Source organism: Simiduia aestuariiviva, from assembly GCF_014192475.1.
In the GTDB taxonomy this organism is placed as follows: domain Bacteria; phylum Pseudomonadota; class Gammaproteobacteria; order Pseudomonadales; family Cellvibrionaceae; genus Simiduia; species Simiduia aestuariiviva.
The window spans coordinates 862,555-883,437 of sequence record NZ_JACHXZ010000002.1; the positions used below are offsets into that span (position 1 = coordinate 862,555).

The window sequence follows — 20,883 nt, forward strand, 5'->3', positions numbered from 1 at the left end:
ACCTACCGGGCGGACGCGCGTTCATCTTTTTTGAACATCGTACATACTCCACATGGGCAAAAATATCCCAAGTGCTAAAATCGCGACAAACACCGCCATAACGACAATGAGTATGGGCTCAATTCTATCGCCCACTTTTTTGAGGTCGTAATCCACTTCACGCTCATAGAAGGACGCCATTTCCTCCAACAGACTATCTACCTGACCACTCTCTTCACCCACCGCGATCATTTGCATCACCAGTGGACTGAACATTTGACTGGCTTGATGGGTTCTTACCATTGAGTCGCCACGCTCGATACCTGAACGTATTTTATGGATTTTTGCAGCAAGGTAAGGGTTATCGATCGCCTTTGCGCAAAGGTCCAGCGCTTGAACGATTGGCACACCGGATTTCAACATTAACGCAAAAGACCGACAGTAACGCGCGACCGTGGCACGTTCCAAAATATCGCCCACAATGGGCAGCTGGAGCTTATATCGCCCCCAGTTGAGCGCCCCCACTTCCGTTTTCAAATACTGCTTAACACCCACTATGGCAATGACGGTCGCACCCAGCATATGCGGCCAAAAGGCCACAAAGAAGCCAGACACACCAAGCAGTATTTGGGTAGCTATAGGCAGCTCAGCATCAAATTTTGCAAACATATCCGCAAAGGCGGGGATCACCCAAATATTAATAGCCACCATTGCCACGGCGAGCGCAATCATCACGAACATGGGGTATCTCAAGGCGGCCTTCACCGACTTTTGTGTTTCCATGTCCCGCTCGAGGTAAAAACTCATCTGATCAAAGACTTGTTCAAGCTGACCGCTGCTCTCTCCCACCTTGACCATCGAAAGAAACAGCGAACTAAAAATATCTTGGTGATAGCGCATTGCCGTAGACATATCCATGCCCGACTCTAGGCGCTCCACAATATCTTCCAGCGCCCGCTTAAAATGCCGATGGCTCATGGTCTTAGCTAAGCCTTGCAAGCCCTTCATTAAGGGAATGCCGGATTTCGTGATGGTAAACATCTGCCGGCAAAACATGACCAGGTCAGCCGTATCCACTTCCTTGCTGGCCAGGCTTTCATTGATGCGTTCAACCCAGCTTTCAAGTTGTGCAGCCTCTTCCACCTGCAACGGCGTGATACCACGATTCACCAGCGCAGCGGCAATGGCGTCGGTGGAGCTGCCCTCCAAAATGCCGGTAATTTTACTGCCGCTCGGATCGCGGCCGGTGTATTTATAGGCGGGCATTAGAGCAGCTCCAACCCGTCTGACTCTGCCGTACTATCGCCTTCCGGAATCAGCTCGCTCTCTGGCGGTTCATCTTCAACCTGGGCCGAGACACGCATCACTTCTTCGAGCGTTGTTACCCCCTGCAACGCATACTCAAGGGCGCTGAACATGAGATTTTTGAACTTGGGATCACTGTGCACCACTTCGTTAAAGGCGCGCACATTGTTGTCGCGCAGTGCGTCGGCCATGGCGTTATTAACTTCAAGCAATTCGAAAACACCAATCCGCCCTCGATAGCCCGTGTTAAAGCAATGCGGGCAACCCAATCCCTTTTTAAGGGATATAGATTCCACCTTGAAACGGCGCTGTCCCATCGCCACCAATTGCCGTTCGTTGGCATTGGGTTCATAGGGTGCGACGCAGCTTTCACACACCCGGCGCACCAAGCGCTGCGCGACAATGGCCTTCACTGAAGCCGCCACCAAATAGGGATCTACACCCATATCAATCAACCGCAGTGCAGATGACACAGCGTCGTTGGTGTGCAGCGTCGACAGCACCAAGTGACCGGTCATTGCCGCCCGCAATGCAATCTCGGCGGAGCTACTATCGCGGATTTCGCCCACCAGCAAAATATCCGGGTCTTGTCGCAAGGTGGCCCGCAGTACCCGCTCAAAGGTCAAACCTATTTTTTCATGCAGTTGAACCTGACTGATGCGAGGCAATTGAAATTCAACGGGATCTTCAACAGTAATGATTTTTTTATCGGGCGTATTGAGTTCACCCAGCGCACCATAGAGGGTGGTTGTTTTACCGCTACCGGTTGGCCCCGTTACAAGTATCAGCCCGTTCGGGCGCAGGATTAGATTCCTAAAGGTTTTGAGCAGATCCGGTGGCATACCCACGTCTTCCAGCGAGCGAACACCGTCCGAGTGATCGATTAACCGCATTACCACTGATTCGCCAAATTGCACTGGCATGGTAGACATACGGACATCGATACTGCGACGCTTCACTTTTAAGTTAAAGCGGCCGTCTTGGGGCAGGCGTTTTTCAGATATATTGAGGCCGGACATCAATTTCAAGCGCACCACTAAGGCACCGGCAATGCGCCGCTCATTCATGACCTGCTCAGTTAGCACGCCGTCGATCCGCAAACGAATGCGCAACACTGTCTCGTCCGGCTCGATGTGAATATCGGATGCCTTGGCGTTAATCGCATCTTCAAAGATGTGTAATAACAATTTGACAACGGGCGCTTCTTCTTGGCCGGCGTCAGTCACCACATCCGCTAAATCAATGGCCGTTTCCTCAAGCTCGGTATCCAGCTCTTCGGCCAGCGTGGCAATTTGATCTTGATGGCTATAGGCGATATCCAGAACATCAAGCAATTCAGCTTCGCGCACTACCGCAGGATGCAACGGTTTTTTGAAGATGCGTTGCAACTCATCCAAGGAAAAAATATCGGTGGGGTCGGCCATGCCGAGCAAGATACCGTTTGCGTCTTCTTTAAGCGGCATCACTCGAAATCGGCGTGCTTGGGTTTCCGGTAATGTTTGAATCAGTGCTCGATCAAACCGAAATTGTTTAAGCTCCACAAAGGGAATCTTTAGCTGCGTAGAAAGTAAGGTCAACATGGCATTTTCATCCACGTATCCCAGCTCAACTAGCGTGCGCCCAAGTTTACGGCCCGATAATTTTTGCTCGGCAAGTGCTTGCTCAAGTTGAGCCTCGGTAATCATGCCCTTGGTGACAAGCAAATCACCGATACGAATGCGTTGACGGGCTTCAGCCACGGTGAATATTCCTCAACTTTGACCGAGCGCGCGCATGCGTTGAACCGCATACTCACGCGCTGCGTCTTTGTCCGAAAGTGTTTGTGTCGCTCGTTCAAACGCTCGCCTTGCCCGAACATCGCCCTGTGCATCCAAGGCAACGGCGTACCCCAACCAATAGCTACCTAAGGTGGGATTTATCGCCAACAGTTTTTCGTAGGCCTGCTCTGCGTCTTTATAGCGACGTGCCTTGTAATAGAGCCCCGCCAAAAAGCCATAGTAGTTACTGTCTTGGTTGTAACTCGGCAGGTTGCGCTCAAGTACTTCCACCGCCTGCTCCAATTGTCCGGCCTGCAGCAGCTCGGCGCTTTGCATGCGCGCCAATCGGTAGTTAGGGGCAACGCCCTGCAGCGTCACGCGCAAACTGACAGCCTCCGATGTACGCCCCGCACCGATATACGCTTGGTGCAACACTTCGGTTAAATCGCCATTGGTAGGGGCATTTGGCAACTCGGCCGCCAGCAGGCCAATCGCCTCGCTGGGCTCACCGCCAGCAATGGCTGAGCGAGCTTGCTGAATGAGCTGTGCACGTCTTGCCTGTGTGGATTGCGACACCTGTGCCACAGCAGTCGTCCTACTGGTGGCATCTTGGGCGTCAACTGCAGGCGCGTTCGCTACCGGTGCATCGGGCTGACTGGGCAAGGTTTTGTTGGGCAGCTCCGCCCAATGCAATCGGTCAGGCGCAATTGATTGCGCCTGAGACAACATTTTTTGTGCCGCTCGCGTTTCACCGCGCGCCATTAACCGTTGATAAAATTCGTAGTAACGATCAGCGACCCGCATCAATCCGGCTTTCGCCGTCGGATGATTGCCATCCAGGGCCAGCATAGAACGGAAGTAATGCACGGCGTTGTCGTTGGCAGGGGTTGTCAGACGATCCCGACTCAATGCAGCTTCAGCTTTTTGATGCAGCAGCGCCAACTGTAATCGCTTAACTTCTTGCGCTTGCGCGTCGAGTACCGATGGCTGTTGCACATTTGCACTGTGACTTGCAGATTGCTCGGCGCCAGCCGCAGGTGCGGGCGCCAATAATGCGGCCTCTAACGCCTGTTGATCTGGATCGTCAGGCACCGATGCCACTGCAATAGCGGCTGACTCTTTCGGCTGAATGGCAACATCAATTGTCGGTGACGGTGCCGATTGCGGCGCAGCTAGCGGCAGGCTTACAGGGGCTGCGGTTGCCAAGGGTGTGTCATCTGCGGCGCTGGTTAAATACAGTGACTGATGCACGGCAAAGGTGAATACAAAACATGCCACACCGCTCACCATCAACCACCAGCGACCTCGCGAGGTCGGCGCTATGGTTACCAGCTGCTGCTGGGCATCCTCAGCCATGGGGGTCGAATCTTCCAAGCGAAATGTAGAGGGCTGTGAACTCATAGTGCACCCCCCGCTATAAAGCTGGATGCTGCCACGCCGCCCACACTGCCTAATACGGGCCAAAGCCAATGGGCACCCAGCGCACTCGCGCGCCCTAATCGAGTCGCCTCTGGGGTATCTAAAAGCGCTAGCGCAAGGTGTTGGCGCCCCACGGTACTGTCGCCTTGACCAAAGGCCACCAACAACGCTTTGTGGGCTAATAAATTAACCAGACGAGGAATACCGCCAGATCCCAAGTACAGCATATACATGGCTACCGGCGAAAATAGCGGGGTCGATCGACCGGCCGAACACAATCGGTAATTGACATATTCCAAGACGCCACGCCGTGAGAACGGCGTGAGTTCCGCGGTAAACACAATGCGTTGCGTCAACTGACGCAGATCAGAGCGAGCAAGGGTGTCATCTAACTCGGGCTGCCCAATTAACACCACTTGTAATAATTTGCGCTTATCTGTTTCTAGATTGGTCAATAGGCGCAACGCTTCAAGCGTATCGCGGGGCATCGCTTGCGCTTCATCGATGATCAACACTACCTGCTTACCTTGTTTAACCAAGAGCAATAGACGTCGATAGATGGACCCCATCAACTGATAGGCGGGCATCGATTCGTGAAAGTCAGCGCCAATTTCCATAGCCACGAAGCCTTTCAACTCATTGGGCGTGAGATAGGAGTTGGGGATGTACACCACCTGGTAGCGATCGTCCAGCAGCGACAGCAATTTTCGACACAGCAGGGTTTTCCCCGTGCCGACCTCGCCCACGATCTTTATAAAGCCTTCGTTATTTTGAATGGCACCCTGCATGGTATTGAGCGCATTGCGATGGCTCAGTTTATTGAAGAAGAACTGCGTGTCGGGTGTCAGCGAAAAGGGCTTTTCCTGTAGGCCGAAATAATCGTTATACACAGGCTACTCCTTGTCGAAGATCTCGCGATAAGTGGCGCCCAAGTCTTGAATGCGGCGATTGCTGGCATCGATATCATTCTGATAGGTGTTGGCATCTACGACTGTTGGTCTCAATAAGATAACCAGTTCCGTTTTTACTTTTCGGAAATCACGTTTTTTAAAAAATGTTCTAACCCCAGGTACATCGCCAAGCATGGGGGTCTTGCCGTCCACCTCCTCCACACTCTCTTGCATTAACCCGCCGAGCACGACAACCTGACCACTCTCTGCGCGCACGATACTGTCACTTTCTCTGATATCGCGAACCGCCAAAGGCAGAGAGAACTTTTCGTCGCCGATGGTGAGATTCTTCTCCTGATCTTTTACCTGGCTGACCACGGGGTGAATATGCAAAACGATTTCACCTGTAGCTGCAATTTGCGGCGTCACATCGAGCGCGATACCACTGAAGAAACTAGCCAGTTCAATGTTGGGCGTGCTCGTTGTTGAAGATGCATTAGACGTTGTATTACTCGACAGTCCCGTCACAAAAAATTCATCTGAACCGACCCTAATTACTGCTTTTTGGTTGTTTACGGTCGATATCCGTGGACTGCTTAGCACCTGCACATTGCCCTGCTCTTCCAGCAAATCCAGCAATTGTGATATATCGTTAACTTTTAGCAGCGACGAAAACAGCTCGCCATTTTCTAACGCTTGCGTAATATTCACTGCGGACTCAAACTCAGAAACATTGCGCGCGAGCAGCAATTGACCACCGATTGCGCTCCAGTTAATGCCCGCGTCATACTGATCACTTAGCCGCACTTCGAGAATTTTTGCCTCGATTATCACTTGGCGCTTAACAGTCATCTCAGAGCGCTCTAGAAATTCCCGAACCGCGAACAATTCGCCGGGTAGCGCTTTGACAATCACCATGCCAGCTTGCGGAGAAACCATAACTCTTCGCTGATCGGATTCACCGCCGATAATTGCAACTAAGGTTTCATGCAACGAGCCCCAGAAATCAGTTTTCGATAAGGTTTGCACCTGCGATCCCGCCGATAAACTGCCTCCGGACTGACCACCTTCGCCGCCAAACATACCCAGTAAATTCGGGTTGCTGCTCGCGGATTGACCACCTGAATTGCCGCCTGAATTACCTTGGTTGTTATTGCTAGATCCCGAATCCATACGCCCCACTGGCACTGAAATGTCAGAAATGCCGACGCGGCGAATATCCAAATAGTTAATGGGAAACATTTCCGTGCGGTATTCGAGTGGATAAATCGTATAGATGCCGCTGCGCTCTTTAAACTCGTATCCGTAAATGTCACGAGCCACTTCCAAAACTTCACGCACTGACACATTTTTCAAATTGAGTGACAAGGTTCCCGCCACGCCGGGGTGCACCACCACGTTGGTTTGCGTGCCATCAATTAAGCCCAGAAAAAAGTCGCGCGCGGGTACATCGCGCACCGACACATCAAATCTAGGCACCACTGCCTCTGGGGCAGCACTGTGTCCCAACAATGTGTCACTAACGCTCGCGGGCACTTCGTGTGCGCGTGCAGGGATTTGCGCGGCAGCGACCGTTGCCATTTCCTTCGCCAAGGGGAAGTTATCGTCCTGCGTTGCCGACGTGCAGCCCGCAAGAATCATAGCGAGCGGCAGGTACCAGCCACTGCGGCACTGTAGGGCCAAGCGGTGTAATTTCGACAAAGTACCGTTAATCAACATGACATCCTATGGCGTGTTTTTGGCACGCTTTATTTGTGTATGTAACCTGAGCGACTTAACGCCATCCGGCGTCTGCAACACCACCTGCCCCGCTTCAATGCGGGCCACTTTTGCTGCACCGACTCTATCTCCAACCCCCACCAACTGGCCATTTATGATGGCGCGCGCGCGTTGCTCTGATAGAAATATAGAACTTAGTTGGTAACCCTGCTGGGCAGTTGCGGTGGCCCGGTAATTCAATGGCCGGGTTGGATCGGATAAAGAGGGTGGCTGTGCCCACCCCTCGAGACTGGAAAATCCGATACAAAGTGCACACACATAGCGACCAAATCCGCCACAGAGAGCGTGGATCAAAGCGCGTGTTTTCAAGTACTTATGCACCAAAATGACCTCGCTCAGTGGTGAGTGTATACACTTCCAGCTCCGCTTCTGCTGCGGGATAGCGAGTCACCTTATAGCGCAAATCCGCCCAAAAAAATCGCCATGGAAGCTGCTCTAAGGCCGACATATATTTTTCGATATCGAAATAGCTGCCCTCCAGCTTGACGCGCACTCGGTGCTTGAACACACCAGTGATCAAATCAGCGTTGGCTTCCACCGCTTCATCCGTCAATTGCAGCTGCTGAATGGGCAGGGTCTGTAGACTTATTAGCTTTAAAGATTCGGTCTGCAGCAACACGTTTTCCAGCACTTTGGGTAGGTCAGCCGCTGCAATAAGGCCCACGCTCAAGCCGGCCAGGCGGTCGTCCACTTTCTTTAAATCCAACCGCGTCTGTGCAATTTGTCGACGTATCTCCGCATCCGGATCTTGGTTCTGCTTCGTTTGCAAATCGCTGATCTGTTGATTTTGCGCTTGCAGGTCTTGTTCTAGCTGGCTAATTTCCAATTGAATTTGCTTGAGCTGCGCCGTTTGTGCACCGCCAATGATTAAATTCCATAGCGCGTACACCAGCACCAAGGCAACCGCCAACACCAGTCCACGCTCGCGCTGACCCAGGGCTTCAAATTTTTCTCGGTAGCGATTAAGGGCGTCCATTGCGTCCTCCCGCCTGAGTTATTTGTGCATCGTGGGTCAAACTAAATTGCACGCGACCGCTTTTCGTTCGCTCAATCATCATGTTGCCGAAAACTGCTTGCGCAAAGGCAGGTTCGTATTGCAGGCGCTGCAGATATTGGGGCACGGCTTCGGCGATCTTGGCCTCGCCAGCCATGGTAATTTTTTGGCCGCCCTGAAGCAGACTGAATGCGCTAAGACTCAACACCGACTGATGCTGTCGAGCAAGGGCCTGCAACTGGCCAGAAAATCCATCGCTGTTGCCGAGATTTTGGCTTTGTATCAACTGATAGATACGCTCACGGCGTGCCAGCTCAGCTCGCTGCTCGTCTAATTCTTTTTGCAACACCGCGGCTTGGCTGCGGGGCAGCGCGGCGAGCACCTCGGTCATGCGCTGCTGGCCTGCGTCAAAATCTGCCCTCAGGGCCTGTAGCTTTTGTTTTTGATGTTGATTTTCAAAGATATCGAGCGCGCTGAGCCCAAGGCATAAAACCACGGCAAATATCAGCACCCCCACCGCGCTTTTTGCCGTCAGCAATTCTTTGCTGGGCTGCAACTCCGGCAGGTAGAGATTAATCTGCTGCCAGCTCATGCGGCATCCTCCTGACGCAGGCTCGCACCAATAACGGCTGCACAATGCTGCAGAATCGCCTCGTCATATTGATCATCTGGCGCAACCAACTCAGCGATGGAGAGCACACTGAATTCCACGCCCCAGAATGCTTTACGCAATTCCTCTGTGATCTTATCGGCGGTGACATGCTCACCAAATAAACATATTTGCGCCGGTGGCACCTGACCCAGTTGACGCTCGTAGTAATCAAAAGAGCGTTGCAACTCAAGAATCAGCGCCTCGACGGGCAAGTCATCTAGCAAGCCCCCCTGATATTTCAGTGCAAAACTGCGGGACAAATATAGACAGTCCTCTTTTACGAGCGTCATCGCGCCCTGCCCTTCATTGATGTGAACCAGCGCCACACCGCGGGGCCCGGGTGCCGCCGCCAACGCCAAATTGCGGGCCGACATTTCATCGATGTCGATGCTGTTAAGTGTGAGCTTGGCATCCAGTACTGCGGCAATGGCGGGCTTGATAAACTCGCGCTTTGCCACCACGGCATACACTAATTTTTGCCCCTCGCGGCCGCAATCCTCTGGCAGTGGCATGACATCAATCACGGCCTCCTCCAAAGGGAAGTTGATGAGATCTTTTACCTTCCACTTAATGGCCTCGCGCAGCTCCTCATCGGGCACCTTGGGCGCTTCCATCATGAACAGTTGGTAGTGTTCTGGCTCCAATACCAGATTGCAGCCTACACCGGCGAGGTTGAGGCTTTTTACCCGCTCACCCAACAGCTGCGCGCGCGCGTCCCACGTGTCGTCCACCTCGAGCGATTCACAAATTCGCAGGCGCGGCTGGTCATCGGCGCGAACACAGTGCGCTAGATTTAATTGGCCGCTGCGGAACTGGAGTCCGGCCAAGCCCGCTGGCTGCGATCGTGACCATAAAGACTTAAGCAAGTTGCCCCCAATAGTTAACGCGGTATATTCGGAAGGTTATCGGCGTGTTGGCGGAAACTTGAAACAGGCGGGTGGGAAAGCCTCGCGATGGCAGACGCCCAAGCCGCTGCTTGAATCCATCACCCTCGACGGTGGCAACTGAAACTGACAGCCTAGGCGGTCAGCCACGGGTAACGACGGTGAGAAATGGTGCCGATTACCGTAAAATATTCACCAATTCGTTATAACTGTAGTTTTATCAATAACTTCCCGCAAGTTGGTCAGGTGAAAACTTAATTGGCCGAACCTGCTTTCGCACATCACTAGAAATTCTGCCCAAAAGAGAGATAAATGCTAAATATTGTTTTATTTGAGCCAGAAATCCCCCCAAATACGGGCAATATCATCCGTCTTTGCGCCAACATGGGGGCGCAATTGCACCTCGTTGAGCCCCTCGGCTTTGAATTAGACGATAAAAAGTTGCGCAGAGCGGGGTTGGATTACGGCGAGTGGGCCCAAGTCCGCAAGCACGCGAATTGGCAAGCGCTGCTGGCAGAAGCGCCGTTAGCACGCATGTTTGCACTCACCACCAAGGGCCAGCGCGCGCCCTCAGAGCAGCGCTTTGAAGCCGGCGATTGGCTGGTGTTCGGTCCCGAATCTCGGGGGCTGCCCGCCGACATTCGCAACCAATTCCCCACTGACAATCTACTGCGTATTCCCATGGTGCCCAACTCGCGCAGCCTCAATCTATCTAACGCCGTGGCCATTGTCGCCTTTGAGGCTTGGCGTCAATTGGGTTTTACCGGGGCGCAATAGGCACTAAAATGCCCGCCTTTTGATCAACAGAGCATCGACATGGCCAAAGTAATATTATTCGTGGGCACCGTAATGGGCACTGCCGAAGGGGTGGCGCTAGCGCTGGCCAAACAACTGGAATCCGCCGGGCACACCGCCCAGGTTGAAATGAGCCCTCGAGCCAAAGACCTCACAGACAACAAAGACGCGCTGTGGATCTTTTGTACCTCCAATACGGGCGCCGGCGATTTACCCGATAATATTCTCGATTTTTACGGGCAACTCACACAGGAATTTCCCGCCATCGCCGGCCAGCACTACCGCATGGTGATTCTGGGCGACAGCTGCTACCCCACCTTTGCCGAGGCCGGCCATCGACTGGATGCCGCACTCGCCGATATCGGTGCCCTGCGCGATGGCGAGCCACTTATTTTGGACGCCATGACCGGCGAAGACCCCCAAGAGCAGGCACTGGCGTGGCTCAAGGGCTGGATTGACACGCTATGAGTCAAACGCCCATAGGGCTGTTTTACGGCAGCTCCACCTGTTACACCGAAATGACGGCTGAAAAAATTCAGCTGCGTCTCGGCGCCGATCGCGTCACCTGCTTCAATATTGCAGACACCCCCATTAACCTCGCCGAGGATTACGACTACTTAATCCTCGGCATTCCCACCTGGGACTACGGTGAACTGCAAGAAGATTGGGAAAATATTTGGCCGGAGCTAGACACAATATCCGTTGAGGGCAAACACATCGCGCTCTATGGTCAGGGCGACCAGATCGGATACCCCGAATGGTTTTTGGACGCCATGGGCTATTTGCACGACAAGCTCGTCGCCGCCGGTGCGCTGCCCACGGGCTATTGGCCCGTCGAAGGCTATAGTTTTGAGGGCTCGCAGGCGCTAACCAGCGACGGGCAATTTTTTGTGGGATTGGCGCTCGATGACGAAAATCAATTCGAAGACAGCGAGGCTCGCATTGCGGCTTGGTGTGACGGCTTGATCGACGCTTGGCAGCTGTAGCTCAAAATTATTGAGCCAAAGCCGCCAAGATTTGGCGGGCTACAGCTAAAACTAAAGTTGTAACATGCGCCACAAAATTAACACGGCACACCCCAGCATCATCAACCAGTTGATCAATATGCCCAGCTGGCGAGGCTTAGACGGACCGGCGCTGCTACCCAGGCCGAACAGGTGCAAAAGGCGCGCAATAAACAAGCTGCATCCAAACGCGTGAATCAACCATGCGGCGCCGCCTGTGGCTTCAAGGGCCATCAACAGCAACAGCGACATTGGCACGTATTCTGTAGCATTGCCATGCACGCGAATGACACGCTCCAGCTCTGGGTGGCCACCGGCGCCAACACCGACGCGGTGCTTTAAGCGATGGCGAACCACCTGAATGGCCAGCACCAAAATCAGCAGGCCACACAGGGCGATGTACAGGGGCGAAACAATCAATGGGTAACTCATAAATGCGTCCGATATTCTTAGTGTTATGGTTGCGGGGTGACACCCGAGGCAAGTGCCAGAATCTACCCCATTAAACAAAAAATTACAGCCTTTGGCTCCGCGCAAATTCAAATGCAGAGCCACGCCACAGGAAAATCGCCAAATCGTGCACAAATCTGGAACCGATACAACACGCACAACATCCGTTGAATTGAGTTGGGCTGATGGCCAGCCCTTTTCACGCCAATTTGATGACGTGTATTTTTCCAGCGCCAACGGCTTGGAAGAAAGCCGCTATGTGTTTCTGCAACACAATCATTTGGCCAAACGCTGGCAGTCGCTGCCCGAGCGTGGGCACTTCACCATCGGCGAAACAGGTTTTGGCACGGGCCTCAATTTTTTGGCTGCCGCTGAGCTCTGGCTCAACACAGCGCCCGCAACTGCCACTTTGCATTTTGTCAGCGTGGAAAAGTTTCCACTTAATCGATCGGATTTAACCCAGGCGCTCGCTCTGTGGCCGCAACTGGCGCCGCTGGCTGAGCAGTTGGTCGCCGCCTACCCGCTCCAACCCGAGCAGGAAATCTATCCCATCGCCATTGCCAATGGTCGGGTAAAACTCACGCTCATGATTGGCGAAGCGGTTGCCGCGCTGCGCCACCAAGAACATCGCCAGCACCCGCAGTTTACACTCCCGAAAATGCGCATAGATGCGTGGTTTTTGGACGGTTTTGCCCCCGCTAAAAACCCCGACATGTGGTCGCCCGCGCTGTTTCAGCAACTCGTAGCACTGTCTCAGCCGGGCACCAGCTTGGCCACCTTTACCAGCGCCGGCAGTGTGCGAAGGGGCTTGCAAGCCGCGGGTTTTCAAACCGAAAAAGCCAAGGGGTTTGGTCAAAAGCGCGAAATGCTTACCGCCCTACTGCCCCACGGCACCCCCGAGGCGGCCACCGCGCCCTGCGCAGCCTCGGCCCCAGCGGACCACCCCAAACCCAAAAGCCCCTGGGCGCACACCCGGTGCCAGCCCGCAGGCCGCCGCGCGCTGGTGATTGGCGCAGGTATCGCGGGCAGTCACACGGCCCATGCGCTGGCGAAGCGCGGCTGGCAAGTGATTGTGGTCGACGCAGGCTCGGGCCCAGCGAATGGGGCCTCGGGTAATGCCCAGGGCGTGGTCTACGCCAAATTATCGCCGCAACGCCACCCGCAAGGTCGTTTCAATTTAGCGGCACTGCAATTTGCCTTGAACACCTATGGGGAGTTTTGGACCGCCCAACCTGAACACGGCGCGCCTTGTGGTGTACTGCAGTTGGCCCACGAAAAAGATACCGAAGCCGAACAGAGGGCCGCACTGGCAACCCTTCCGTCGGGCTTTGCGCGCTGGATGAGCGCCCCGGAAGCCAGCGCGCAAGCGGGCTTAGCCCTGAGCGAAGGCGGCACCTGGCTACCCTCCGCCGGCTGGCTCAACCCGACCGCACTGTGCCACTGGCTGCTCCAGCACCCCAACATTCAAACGCAGTTCAATGCGCCTGTGCAGACGCTGAATCCGCAGCCCGCGGGCCGCTGGTCTGCCGCCACAGAAAGTGGCGAACTGGAGGCGGATCTGGTGGTTGTGGCCTGCGCCCATCACGCACTGCAATTTCCACAGTGTAATCACCTGCCGCTCAAAGCCATTCGCGGCCAAGTAACAAGGTTGCCGAGCCAGCCGCCCTTGGCACCCCTGCGTTGTGTAATCACGCGCGAAGGCTATACCGCGCCCCTGTACGAGGGCCAACACAGCGTTGGCGCCACGTTCAACCTTAAAGATACCCGCACAGACCTGTGCCCAATCGATCATCAAACTAACCTGCAAACCCTGCGCAGCCTGCTACCTGAGCTCGAAGACATTGACCAAGATGCCCTGTCGGGGCGGGTCGGCTTCCGCTGTACCGCGCCCGACTACCTGCCCATTGCCGGCCCAGTGCCAAACGCCGAAGCCATGACCGACATCTACGCTGGTCTGCGTCGCAACGCCCGCGCCGCCATCGCTGCCGCGCCCGCCTATTGGCCCAACCTACTGATCAACACGGCCCATGGCTCGCGCGGCTTGGCCTACACCCCGCTGTGCGCTGAATGGCTGGCATCCATCGCCGATAACAGCCCATGGCCCCTGCACCCTGATTTAGCGCTTGCGCTGCATCCGGCGCGCTTTTTAATGCGCGACATCGCCCGCCGAAAGCGCTGATCGCCAAGCTCTTCTACACTCTGTAGATCAATCACAGAGGAAAGCGCCATGTTGCTACACGCCGGACGCCGAAGGGATCAGCTACCTGCGGGTGTCGACTCCATTCACAATTACTACGAACTGCAAGTCCTCGACGAAATTGCGCAGCGCAGTGAGCGCGCACTGGAAGATGCCGATTTTATGGCGGACGTCGCCTGTGTGGCGCTCAACCATCTACCACCGCGCTACATTCGCCACGATGTGGATATGAGTTTTTTCCTGTCGCCACAAGAGCAGGAAGAAATGCAGGAGAAAGTCCGCAAGTCCGTGAAAGAAGCCATTAAATATGTATTGAAACGCGAAGAGGAAAATCACGAGTCCTGAGCGCCAGTCGTGTTGCTAGGCGGCACTCTTGCTGCTAGACGGCACTTTTACTACTAGGCAGCACAATTCATTGTTTGGTCGCAACAGGTGTGTCAAACAGCGCTTGCGAGCCTGCGCCGCAGGCGATGATCGTGCGCATGGCCGACTCAACACTCACGTGTGGCAACAGTTGCACACAATTCGCCGGCAAGTGGTAGACCACGCCCGACGTTGGAATGGGCGCCGTGGGCATAAACACCGAATAGTCACCATTGGCGTGCTTGGCCGTCACGATGACTGTCACTGTCGCCGGCACTTCCGGGCCATAAATACGCGCCAAGGCAACCTCACCCGATAACAGTGAACTGGTTGATCCGCCCCCTAAAAACTGCCCCACCACATCACTAATGGTTTTATATCCCGGTGCGACGCGCGTCAACACACCCTCAAACAGGCGATGAATCCAGGCCCCCACGCCGGTCTTGACAAGCAGACCGATCAAGCAAAAACAGACCAACAAGCCCGCGATAACCGCCACATCGGCCGCCGTCGCAGAAACACCTACATACGGCCCCAACCAGGCGCTCACTGGCGCTAAAAAATCACTGAGCAGGGTGTAAAACCAGTGCGCCACTAACAATAAAATACACAGCGGTAAGACCACCGCCACACCACCTAGCAGGGTCAACCAGATAAATGATTTAATGCGTTTCACAGTTACACTCCCGGAGAAATTCGCGTGCCTAATGTACTGGCTATCGCTTTGCTTGTCATGACAAGTCTGGCGCAAGCAACGCCACAACGACTCAATTACACCTTAGTGTCCGAGCGCGCGCACCCCAATCTCGCGTTTACCCAGGGGCTCTTAATTGAGGGCGATCAATTTGTGGAGTCCAGTGGCGGCTATGGCAAATCATTCCTACAGCGCTATGCCTTGGCAGCGGATGCCCCACAAAAACCGCAGGTGCGCCACTTACCCCGCCAAGATTTTGCCGAGGGGCTGGCTGCGACGGCGTCGGGGTTGTGGTTGCTCACATGGCAGCAGGGTATCGCCAAGCGTTTAGATGCCAATAACTTTGCCGTACAGCAAGTCGCGCGCTTTAAAGGCGAAGGCTGGGGGCTCGCGTTTGACGGTCAACATTTGATCATGAGTGACGGCAGCGATCAGCTCACGTGGCGCGATGCAAATTTTCAAGTCATTCGCCAGCAGGCGGTTAGTTTTAACGGCCAGCCGCTGCATCGACTCAACGAACTCGAATACGCCCTCGGCACCCTATGGGCTAACGTGTGGTTTGATCCACACATTGTGGCCATAGCACCGGATACGGGCCACGTGGTGGCTTACGTAGACCTATCCCCAATCATTGAGGCGGAAGCGAAGCTGCACACCAACGGCTTGCCCCACCACGCCACGCTCAACGGCATCGCCTTTAACGCGGCAACCGAAACTTTTTGGGTGACCGGTAAAAATTGGCGCAAGCTCTATGAGATTAAATTACTGGATTGGCAGCCCGAATAATTACCGCCAAAGCGCGGCGTTATTGCACCACCAAGGGTTGCCAGCGCACGCCATTGCGGCCCGCCTTTTTCACCAAATACATAGCCGCGTCAGCTTGGCGCAACAACGCATCGGCCAAGGCCTCCATGGGAATTTTATGGGTGCGCGGCTCCCAACTGCACACGCCAATCGACGCGGTGAGAGGTACCGCTTGGCCCGCAGAAGTTTCCACTTTCATCTTTGCAATGGCTTGGCTCACCCGCAGCGCAGTCTCCATGGCTTGATCGGCATCGCACACGGGCAGTAGCGCCACAAACTCTTCGCCGCCAAAGCGCGCCAGTACATCCGTTTTACGCAATTCCGCTTGCAGCACCTTGGCCACTTCGCGCAAACACATATCGCCCACCGAGTGACCGTAGTTGTCGTTAATTTTCTTAAAGTGATCCAAGTCCACAAAGAAGCAACTGAGCGGTAAATGGTTGCGCTCCGCCCGCGCCAGCTCTAAATGCACATCCTGCTCAAACGCCGCGCGATTGCCCACGTGGGTGAGCGGGTCCTGTCGCCCCTCTCGGCGCAGCTGCTCCTGTGCCACACAGTGCTCAATACACAAGCCTAAAACCGCCGCCAAATGCTGTAAGAAATCCGCCGACTTATCTGGGGTAAAGCGGTCTGCCTGCTCACTGGCGAGATGTAAACTGCCTTGCAGCCGCCCCTGCGCACGCAGCGGCAGCAATGCACAGCTGCCGATTGGCTTCGCCCCGGGAAATAGTCGCCCCTGAGACAGGGTGTCCAGCTCGCCCAATACCGGCTGCTGGCGCTGACCATACAGCTGCTCGAAAAAGTCTTCGCGGTGCCGAAGTTGCACTCTAGGCACCCAGTGCTTGAGATCCAATGCCTCAAACAGCTGCTCCAACACGTAATCCTTGTCGAATAAAATCAGGCTGATGGCCTGTAGGTTAAAGTGAACTGGCGCCTGTTGAATCAGCACCTCAAACAGCTCCGGCAGCGATGCAGCTTCCAGCAATTGGAACTCAAAGGCCTGAAACCGGTGGGCAATGCGTTGATTTTCATCAATCCGCCCCACTAATCGGTCAATAATGGCCTGTAATCGTTGATTTTCGGCTGTTAAGTCCAAGCTCGTACCATCGGCAATTCACCTGCTTATGAATATCGGCCAAAGCGCTGCCCCCTCAAGGGGATTCAGATAGAATAGCGCGCAATTAGTATTTACGTATGAGTTACCCCATGACCGAACTGCTCTCCCCCGCTGGCACCCTCAAAAGCATGCGCTTCGCCTTCGCCTATGGCGCCGACGCCGTCTACGCTGGGCAGCCCCGCTACAGCCTACGGGTGCGCAACAACGAATTTAACAAGCTGGAAAATTTGGCCGCTGCCGTGGAAGAGGCCCACGGCATGGGCAAGCAATTTTACTTAGCCAGCAATATCGCGCCCCACAACGACAAGGTGAAAACCTACCTGCGCGATCTAGAGCCGGTGATCGAGATGAAGCCCGATGCGCTCATCATGTCGGACCCGGGCCTGATCATGCTGGTCAAAGACAAGTGGCCCGAGCAGGAGATTCACCTCTCGGTGCAGGCCAACGCCGTCAACTGGGCCTCGGTCAAATTCTGGGGCAAGCAGGGCATCTCGCGAGTGATCCTGTCGCGCGAGTTATCGCTCGATGAAATCGAAGACATCCGCCAGCAAGTGCCCGACATGGAATTGGAAGTGTTCGTGCACGGTGCCCTGTGTATCGCCTATTCGGGCCGCTGCCTGCTGTCGGGCTACATGACCCATCGCGATCCCAACCAAGGTGCCTGCACCAACTCCTGTCGCTGGGAATACAACGCCCACGAAGCGAAAGAAAACGAACTGGGCGATTTGATTGCCGTCGACAAGCCGCAGCTGTTCGACCCCAACGACGAAGTACAACCGGTGCTGCTGCAGGAAAAGAGCCGCCCCGGTGAGTACATGCCCGCCTACGAAGATGAGCACGGCACCTACATCATGAACTCCAAAGACCTGCGCGCCGTGCAGCACGTGGAGCGCTTGGTCAAAATGGGCATTCACTCCCTGAAAATTGAAGGCCGCACCAAAAGCCACTACTACGTGGGTCGCACTGCTCAGGTCTACCGCCGCGCCATCGACGAGGCCCTCGCGGGCAAGCCCTTCGACATGAACTTGATGCAGGAACTGGATCACCTGGCCAACCGCGGCTACACCGAGGGCTTCTACCGCCGCCACATACCGAGCGAATACCAGAACTACACCCAGGGCAATTCCGCTAACGTACACCAGCAGTTTGTGGGCGAGGCCTTAGAGGTAAACGGCAACTGGTTAACGCTGGATGTGAAAAACCGTTTTGAAACGGGCGATCAGGTAGAGTTGATCACGCCGGCCGGCAATCAACGCTTTCACTTAGGCGCCATTGAAAACAAAAAAGGCCACGCCATCGATGCCGCACCGGGCAGCGGTCATCAGGTAAAAATTCAATTGCCAGACGGAGTGCAGCTGGGCGATAAAGCCGATTACGCGATGTTGATGCGGTATATGTAAGCAGGTTTTTTACCCAAAAGTTCAGGTAAGATTGCGCTAATTGCGAAGTTACATCCTCTATAAAACCAATAACATTAGGCCAGTATCGCCATGACACAATCAGAGTACATCCTGCCCTTTGTGAGCATAATCTATAGCCTGAGCGCTGCGGATCTATTGGTCAGTCTACATCGACTTTTAATTAACAGAGCGGCAGTGAACTGGCACTTCCTGCCACTGCTCTGGGCCTTGGTGTGTTTTTTAATGATCATAAATGGTTGGTGGGGCATGTTTCATATCACCGCCACGGTGCAAATAGAAAATGCATTGGACCTACTGCTGTTGAGCTTACTGCCAATCACAACGTTTTTCTTCAGCGCACTCGCACTCCCCCATGATGTCCCCCGCGAAGGCCTAGTGATGAAGCGCTATTTCATGGATCATGTGAAACCCTTTTACATCACCTTAATAGCGTATTTAGTCATCATTCCACTGGTGTTTAGCCACTTAGCCGCTACCGAGATAAACCTTCAAAACATCCTGGCAAATAGTGTTTTATGCCTTTGCCTACTTGCGATGGTGTTTGTGAAAAACATTAAAGCCCATACGGTATTGGCCCTACTGGTTTTGCTATCTATGCTGGGTACGCTATCTGATCAGGGCATCGTTCTTAGTAGTTGAGACCATCGAGGTTGAGCACACGAAGCAATCACTATGTTGCCGCAGCAGTGCAAACTCGTTTGCACTGCTAGTAAACAACTACCGCTTCAACAATCCAAACACTTGATATCCACGCCACCCCATCATCCGCGCTGCGGCCATGACGCCACCCATGAGCGCACCACCCACGCCAGCGGTTACGACGTCAGCGCCAGTGAGGTAGAGCCCCTTTACCGGGGTTTCTGTGTGCAGCTGGGGTTGTTCGAAACGTTTGGGCGTGTGATCTAAACCGTAGATTTCGCCGGCATCGTTCCATTGAAACCATTGCGTGGACAGGGGGGTTGAAAGCTCATAGAAATCCAGCGCCTCGCGCAATTGCGGGCGGTGCTTATAAAGCACTTCCAGCAGCCGTTCGGCGATTTCCTTTTTGAGCGCATCGTAATCCTGACCGCGCTTGTTCCACTGGCTGCCAAGCCAGGGGGTAAATTGCTTTAAGCTGCCGATGGTGACGATTTCTACCGTGCTTTTATTGGGGAATAGCTGTGACCATTGTGGATCCTTGGTCGATGGGAAGGATATGTAGACCAATGGAAAGTCGGCATTCATATCTTGCCGATGCGCGTGCACATTTAAATCGTGATTGGCATCGGGGTAAACCCACAAGTTGGTGGAGTCTAGATTGAGTGATTGTGCGTCTCCTTTAAATCCAGCGTAGACGCACAGGTGCGCCGACGACAGGGGTACAGCCAATGTATCCAGTTTAAAATCCGACTGCACACTTTTATTAAGCAGTTGCTTGACGGTGGGCACAAAACCGACATTGCTCACAATTTGTGGGGCGCGAATTTCATCGCCATTTTGCAGTCGAACACCCACCGCGCGCTTGCCCTCAATAATGATTTTATCGACGCCCGCATAGGTGAATACCTCGCCGCCCGCGCGTCGAATCACCGGCACGATGGCATCGGCAATTTTCCAACTGCCGCCCACCGGATAAGCCGCGCCCGCTAAATAGTGCTTGGCCACCATCGCATGCATTAAGAAACTTGACTCCGCCGGCGGCAAGCCGTAATCGCCCCACTGCCCTGTCAGCACGCCGATTAACTGTTGATTGTCGGTAAGCCCACTGAGCACTTCTTGGGTTGTCTGAAATGCGCACGCGGGCAGCATGAATTTGCGCAGCGGGCGATACAGCCGTGCAAACCAGCGCGGCAGTGCTTGCGCGGCAAAGAAAAACGGCACCTTGCGGCTCAGTTGCAATAACAGCGCCATATACGCGTCGATTGCCGCGGTGTCCTCGGGAAAACGGGCCTTTAAATCGGCCACAAAATTTTCCCGCCCGGCCCTAAAATCAAAGGCTTCATTATCGAGGATGATGCGGTCATAGCACTCATCCATTGCCTGCCACCGTATGCCGCGATCACTGATTACATCGAAAATTCGTCGCAGAATGGATTTACGCTTGTGCACTTCGCCGATGTAATGCACGCCCACATCCCACTCATATCCAGCATTTTCATAGCTATGGGTGTAACCGCCCGCCGTGTAGTGCTGCTCTAGCACGCACACCTTGCGCCCCAATTTAGACAAGAGCGCCGCAGTACACAGTCCGCCGATGCCCGAGCCAACAACCACAACGTCGTAATCATTAGCTGCGCGACCGGTTCGGTATCGACGGCCGGTGCGGACCGTGCGTTTTGCGGGCTGAGGGTGAGCGTTCATACCAGTCTCCGATGTTGGGCGCCATTGCTATGCAACTTT

20 protein-coding genes are annotated in these 20,883 nt (G+C 54.3%); 8 read left to right on the top strand and 12 right to left on the bottom strand.

The window, feature by feature from the left end:
* Positions 1-21: 21 nt before the first annotated feature.
* The 8 genes from FHS30_RS09625 to FHS30_RS09660 form a co-directional block, all read right to left on the bottom strand.
* The gene (locus FHS30_RS09625; RefSeq protein WP_183910211.1) at positions 22-1,245 is read right to left on the bottom strand and encodes a type II secretion system F family protein; all 1,224 of its coding nucleotides are present in this window, start codon (positions 1,243-1,245) and stop codon (positions 22-24) included.
* Complete coding sequence (locus FHS30_RS09630; RefSeq protein WP_221197250.1) at positions 1,245-2,969, bottom strand: GspE/PulE family protein; 1,725 nt, start codon at positions 2,967-2,969, stop codon at positions 1,245-1,247. The genes FHS30_RS09625 and FHS30_RS09630 overlap by 1 nt, the downstream gene beginning before the upstream one ends.
* Positions 2,970-3,035: 66 nt before the next feature.
* On the bottom strand, positions 3,036-4,442 hold the full coding sequence (locus FHS30_RS09635) for a tetratricopeptide repeat protein (protein ID WP_183910213.1): 1,407 nt from the start codon (positions 4,440-4,442) through the stop codon (positions 3,036-3,038).
* The gene (locus tag FHS30_RS09640) at positions 4,439-5,350 is read right to left on the bottom strand and encodes an AAA family ATPase (RefSeq protein ID WP_183910214.1); all 912 of its coding nucleotides are present in this window, start codon (positions 5,348-5,350) and stop codon (positions 4,439-4,441) included. Before FHS30_RS09640 ends, FHS30_RS09635 begins: the two co-directional genes overlap by 4 nt.
* Positions 5,351-5,353: 3 nt before the next feature.
* Complete coding sequence (mshL, locus tag FHS30_RS09645) at positions 5,354-7,066, bottom strand: pilus (MSHA type) biogenesis protein MshL (RefSeq protein ID WP_246341232.1); 1,713 nt, start codon at positions 7,064-7,066, stop codon at positions 5,354-5,356.
* A 376-nt stretch (positions 7,067-7,442) separates the two neighbouring features.
* On the bottom strand, positions 7,443-8,105 hold the full coding sequence (locus tag FHS30_RS09650; protein WP_183910216.1) for a hypothetical protein: 663 nt from the start codon (positions 8,103-8,105) through the stop codon (positions 7,443-7,445).
* Positions 8,092-8,715 (bottom strand): hypothetical protein, encoded by a 624-nt coding sequence (locus FHS30_RS09655; RefSeq protein ID WP_183910217.1) that lies wholly within the window; start codon positions 8,713-8,715, stop codon positions 8,092-8,094. Before FHS30_RS09655 ends, FHS30_RS09650 begins: the two co-directional genes overlap by 14 nt.
* A complete protein-coding gene (locus FHS30_RS09660; RefSeq protein ID WP_183910218.1) occupies positions 8,712-9,641 on the bottom strand; it encodes a type IV pilus biogenesis protein PilM in 930 nt (309 codons plus the stop codon). Before FHS30_RS09660 ends, FHS30_RS09655 begins: the two co-directional genes overlap by 4 nt.
* Positions 9,642-9,971: 330 nt before the next feature.
* Between FHS30_RS09660 and trmL the strand changes: the two genes are divergently transcribed.
* Genes trmL through fldB form a run of 3 tightly spaced genes read left to right on the top strand, consistent with a single transcriptional unit; the run spans position 9,972 to position 11,440 of the window.
* A complete protein-coding gene (gene trmL / locus FHS30_RS09665) occupies positions 9,972-10,436 on the top strand; it encodes a tRNA (uridine(34)/cytosine(34)/5-carboxymethylaminomethyluridine(34)-2'-O)-methyltransferase TrmL (protein WP_183910219.1) in 465 nt (154 codons plus the stop codon).
* A gap of 39 nt (positions 10,437-10,475) precedes the next feature.
* Positions 10,476-10,922 (top strand): flavodoxin domain-containing protein, encoded by a 447-nt coding sequence (locus tag FHS30_RS09670; protein WP_183910220.1) that lies wholly within the window; start codon positions 10,476-10,478, stop codon positions 10,920-10,922.
* Positions 10,919-11,440 carry a flavodoxin FldB gene (fldB, locus tag FHS30_RS09675; RefSeq protein ID WP_183910221.1) on the top strand — a complete coding sequence of 174 codons (522 nt, stop codon included), beginning with the start codon at positions 10,919-10,921 and terminating at the stop codon, positions 11,438-11,440. Before FHS30_RS09670 ends, fldB begins: the two co-directional genes overlap by 4 nt.
* Before the next feature lie 51 nt (positions 11,441-11,491).
* Here the strand turns inward: fldB and FHS30_RS09680 are convergent, their stop codons facing one another.
* Positions 11,492-11,890 (bottom strand): MAPEG family protein, encoded by a 399-nt coding sequence (locus FHS30_RS09680; protein WP_183910222.1) that lies wholly within the window; start codon positions 11,888-11,890, stop codon positions 11,492-11,494.
* Positions 11,891-12,035: 145 nt separating this feature from the next.
* On the opposite strand from FHS30_RS09680, the gene mnmC reads away from it, so the two are divergent.
* Positions 12,036-14,087 (top strand): bifunctional tRNA (5-methylaminomethyl-2-thiouridine)(34)-methyltransferase MnmC2/FAD-dependent 5-carboxymethylaminomethyl-2-thiouridine(34) oxidoreductase MnmC1, encoded by a 2,052-nt coding sequence (gene mnmC, locus FHS30_RS09685; protein WP_183910223.1) that lies wholly within the window; start codon positions 12,036-12,038, stop codon positions 14,085-14,087.
* A gap of 48 nt (positions 14,088-14,135) precedes the next feature.
* Entirely contained in the window at positions 14,136-14,450 is a 315-nt protein-coding gene (locus FHS30_RS09690; RefSeq protein WP_183910224.1) for a late competence development ComFB family protein, read from the top strand.
* A gap of 67 nt (positions 14,451-14,517) precedes the next feature.
* On the opposite strand, the gene FHS30_RS09695 is transcribed toward FHS30_RS09690, so the two are convergent.
* Entirely contained in the window at positions 14,518-15,144 is a 627-nt protein-coding gene (locus tag FHS30_RS09695) for a DUF502 domain-containing protein (RefSeq protein ID WP_183910225.1), read from the bottom strand.
* Positions 15,145-15,168: 24 nt separating this feature from the next.
* Between FHS30_RS09695 and FHS30_RS09700 the strand changes: the two genes are divergently transcribed.
* Positions 15,169-15,948: a glutaminyl-peptide cyclotransferase gene (locus FHS30_RS09700; RefSeq protein WP_183910226.1), complete on the top strand. Its 780-nt coding sequence runs from the start codon at positions 15,169-15,171 to the stop codon at positions 15,946-15,948.
* A gap of 19 nt (positions 15,949-15,967) precedes the next feature.
* On the opposite strand, the gene FHS30_RS09705 is transcribed toward FHS30_RS09700, so the two are convergent.
* Complete coding sequence (locus FHS30_RS09705) at positions 15,968-17,062, bottom strand: GGDEF domain-containing protein (protein WP_183910227.1); 1,095 nt, start codon at positions 17,060-17,062, stop codon at positions 15,968-15,970.
* A 110-nt stretch (positions 17,063-17,172) separates the two neighbouring features.
* On the opposite strand from FHS30_RS09705, the gene trhP reads away from it, so the two are divergent.
* Together trhP and FHS30_RS09715 are read left to right on the top strand one after the other, a co-directional pair.
* Positions 17,173-18,483, top strand: a complete 1,311-nt coding sequence (gene trhP / locus FHS30_RS09710) for a prephenate-dependent tRNA uridine(34) hydroxylase TrhP (protein ID WP_183910228.1) — start codon at positions 17,173-17,175, stop codon at positions 18,481-18,483.
* Between the two features lie 90 nt (positions 18,484-18,573).
* Positions 18,574-19,143, top strand: a complete 570-nt coding sequence (locus FHS30_RS09715; RefSeq protein ID WP_183910229.1) for a hypothetical protein — start codon at positions 18,574-18,576, stop codon at positions 19,141-19,143.
* A 78-nt stretch (positions 19,144-19,221) separates the two neighbouring features.
* Here FHS30_RS09715 and FHS30_RS09720 read toward each other — a convergent pair whose 3' ends face one another.
* Positions 19,222-20,844, bottom strand: coding sequence for a phytoene desaturase family protein (locus FHS30_RS09720; protein ID WP_183910230.1), 1,623 nt, complete (start codon positions 20,842-20,844; stop codon positions 19,222-19,224).
* Positions 20,845-20,883: the final 39 nt, after the last annotated feature.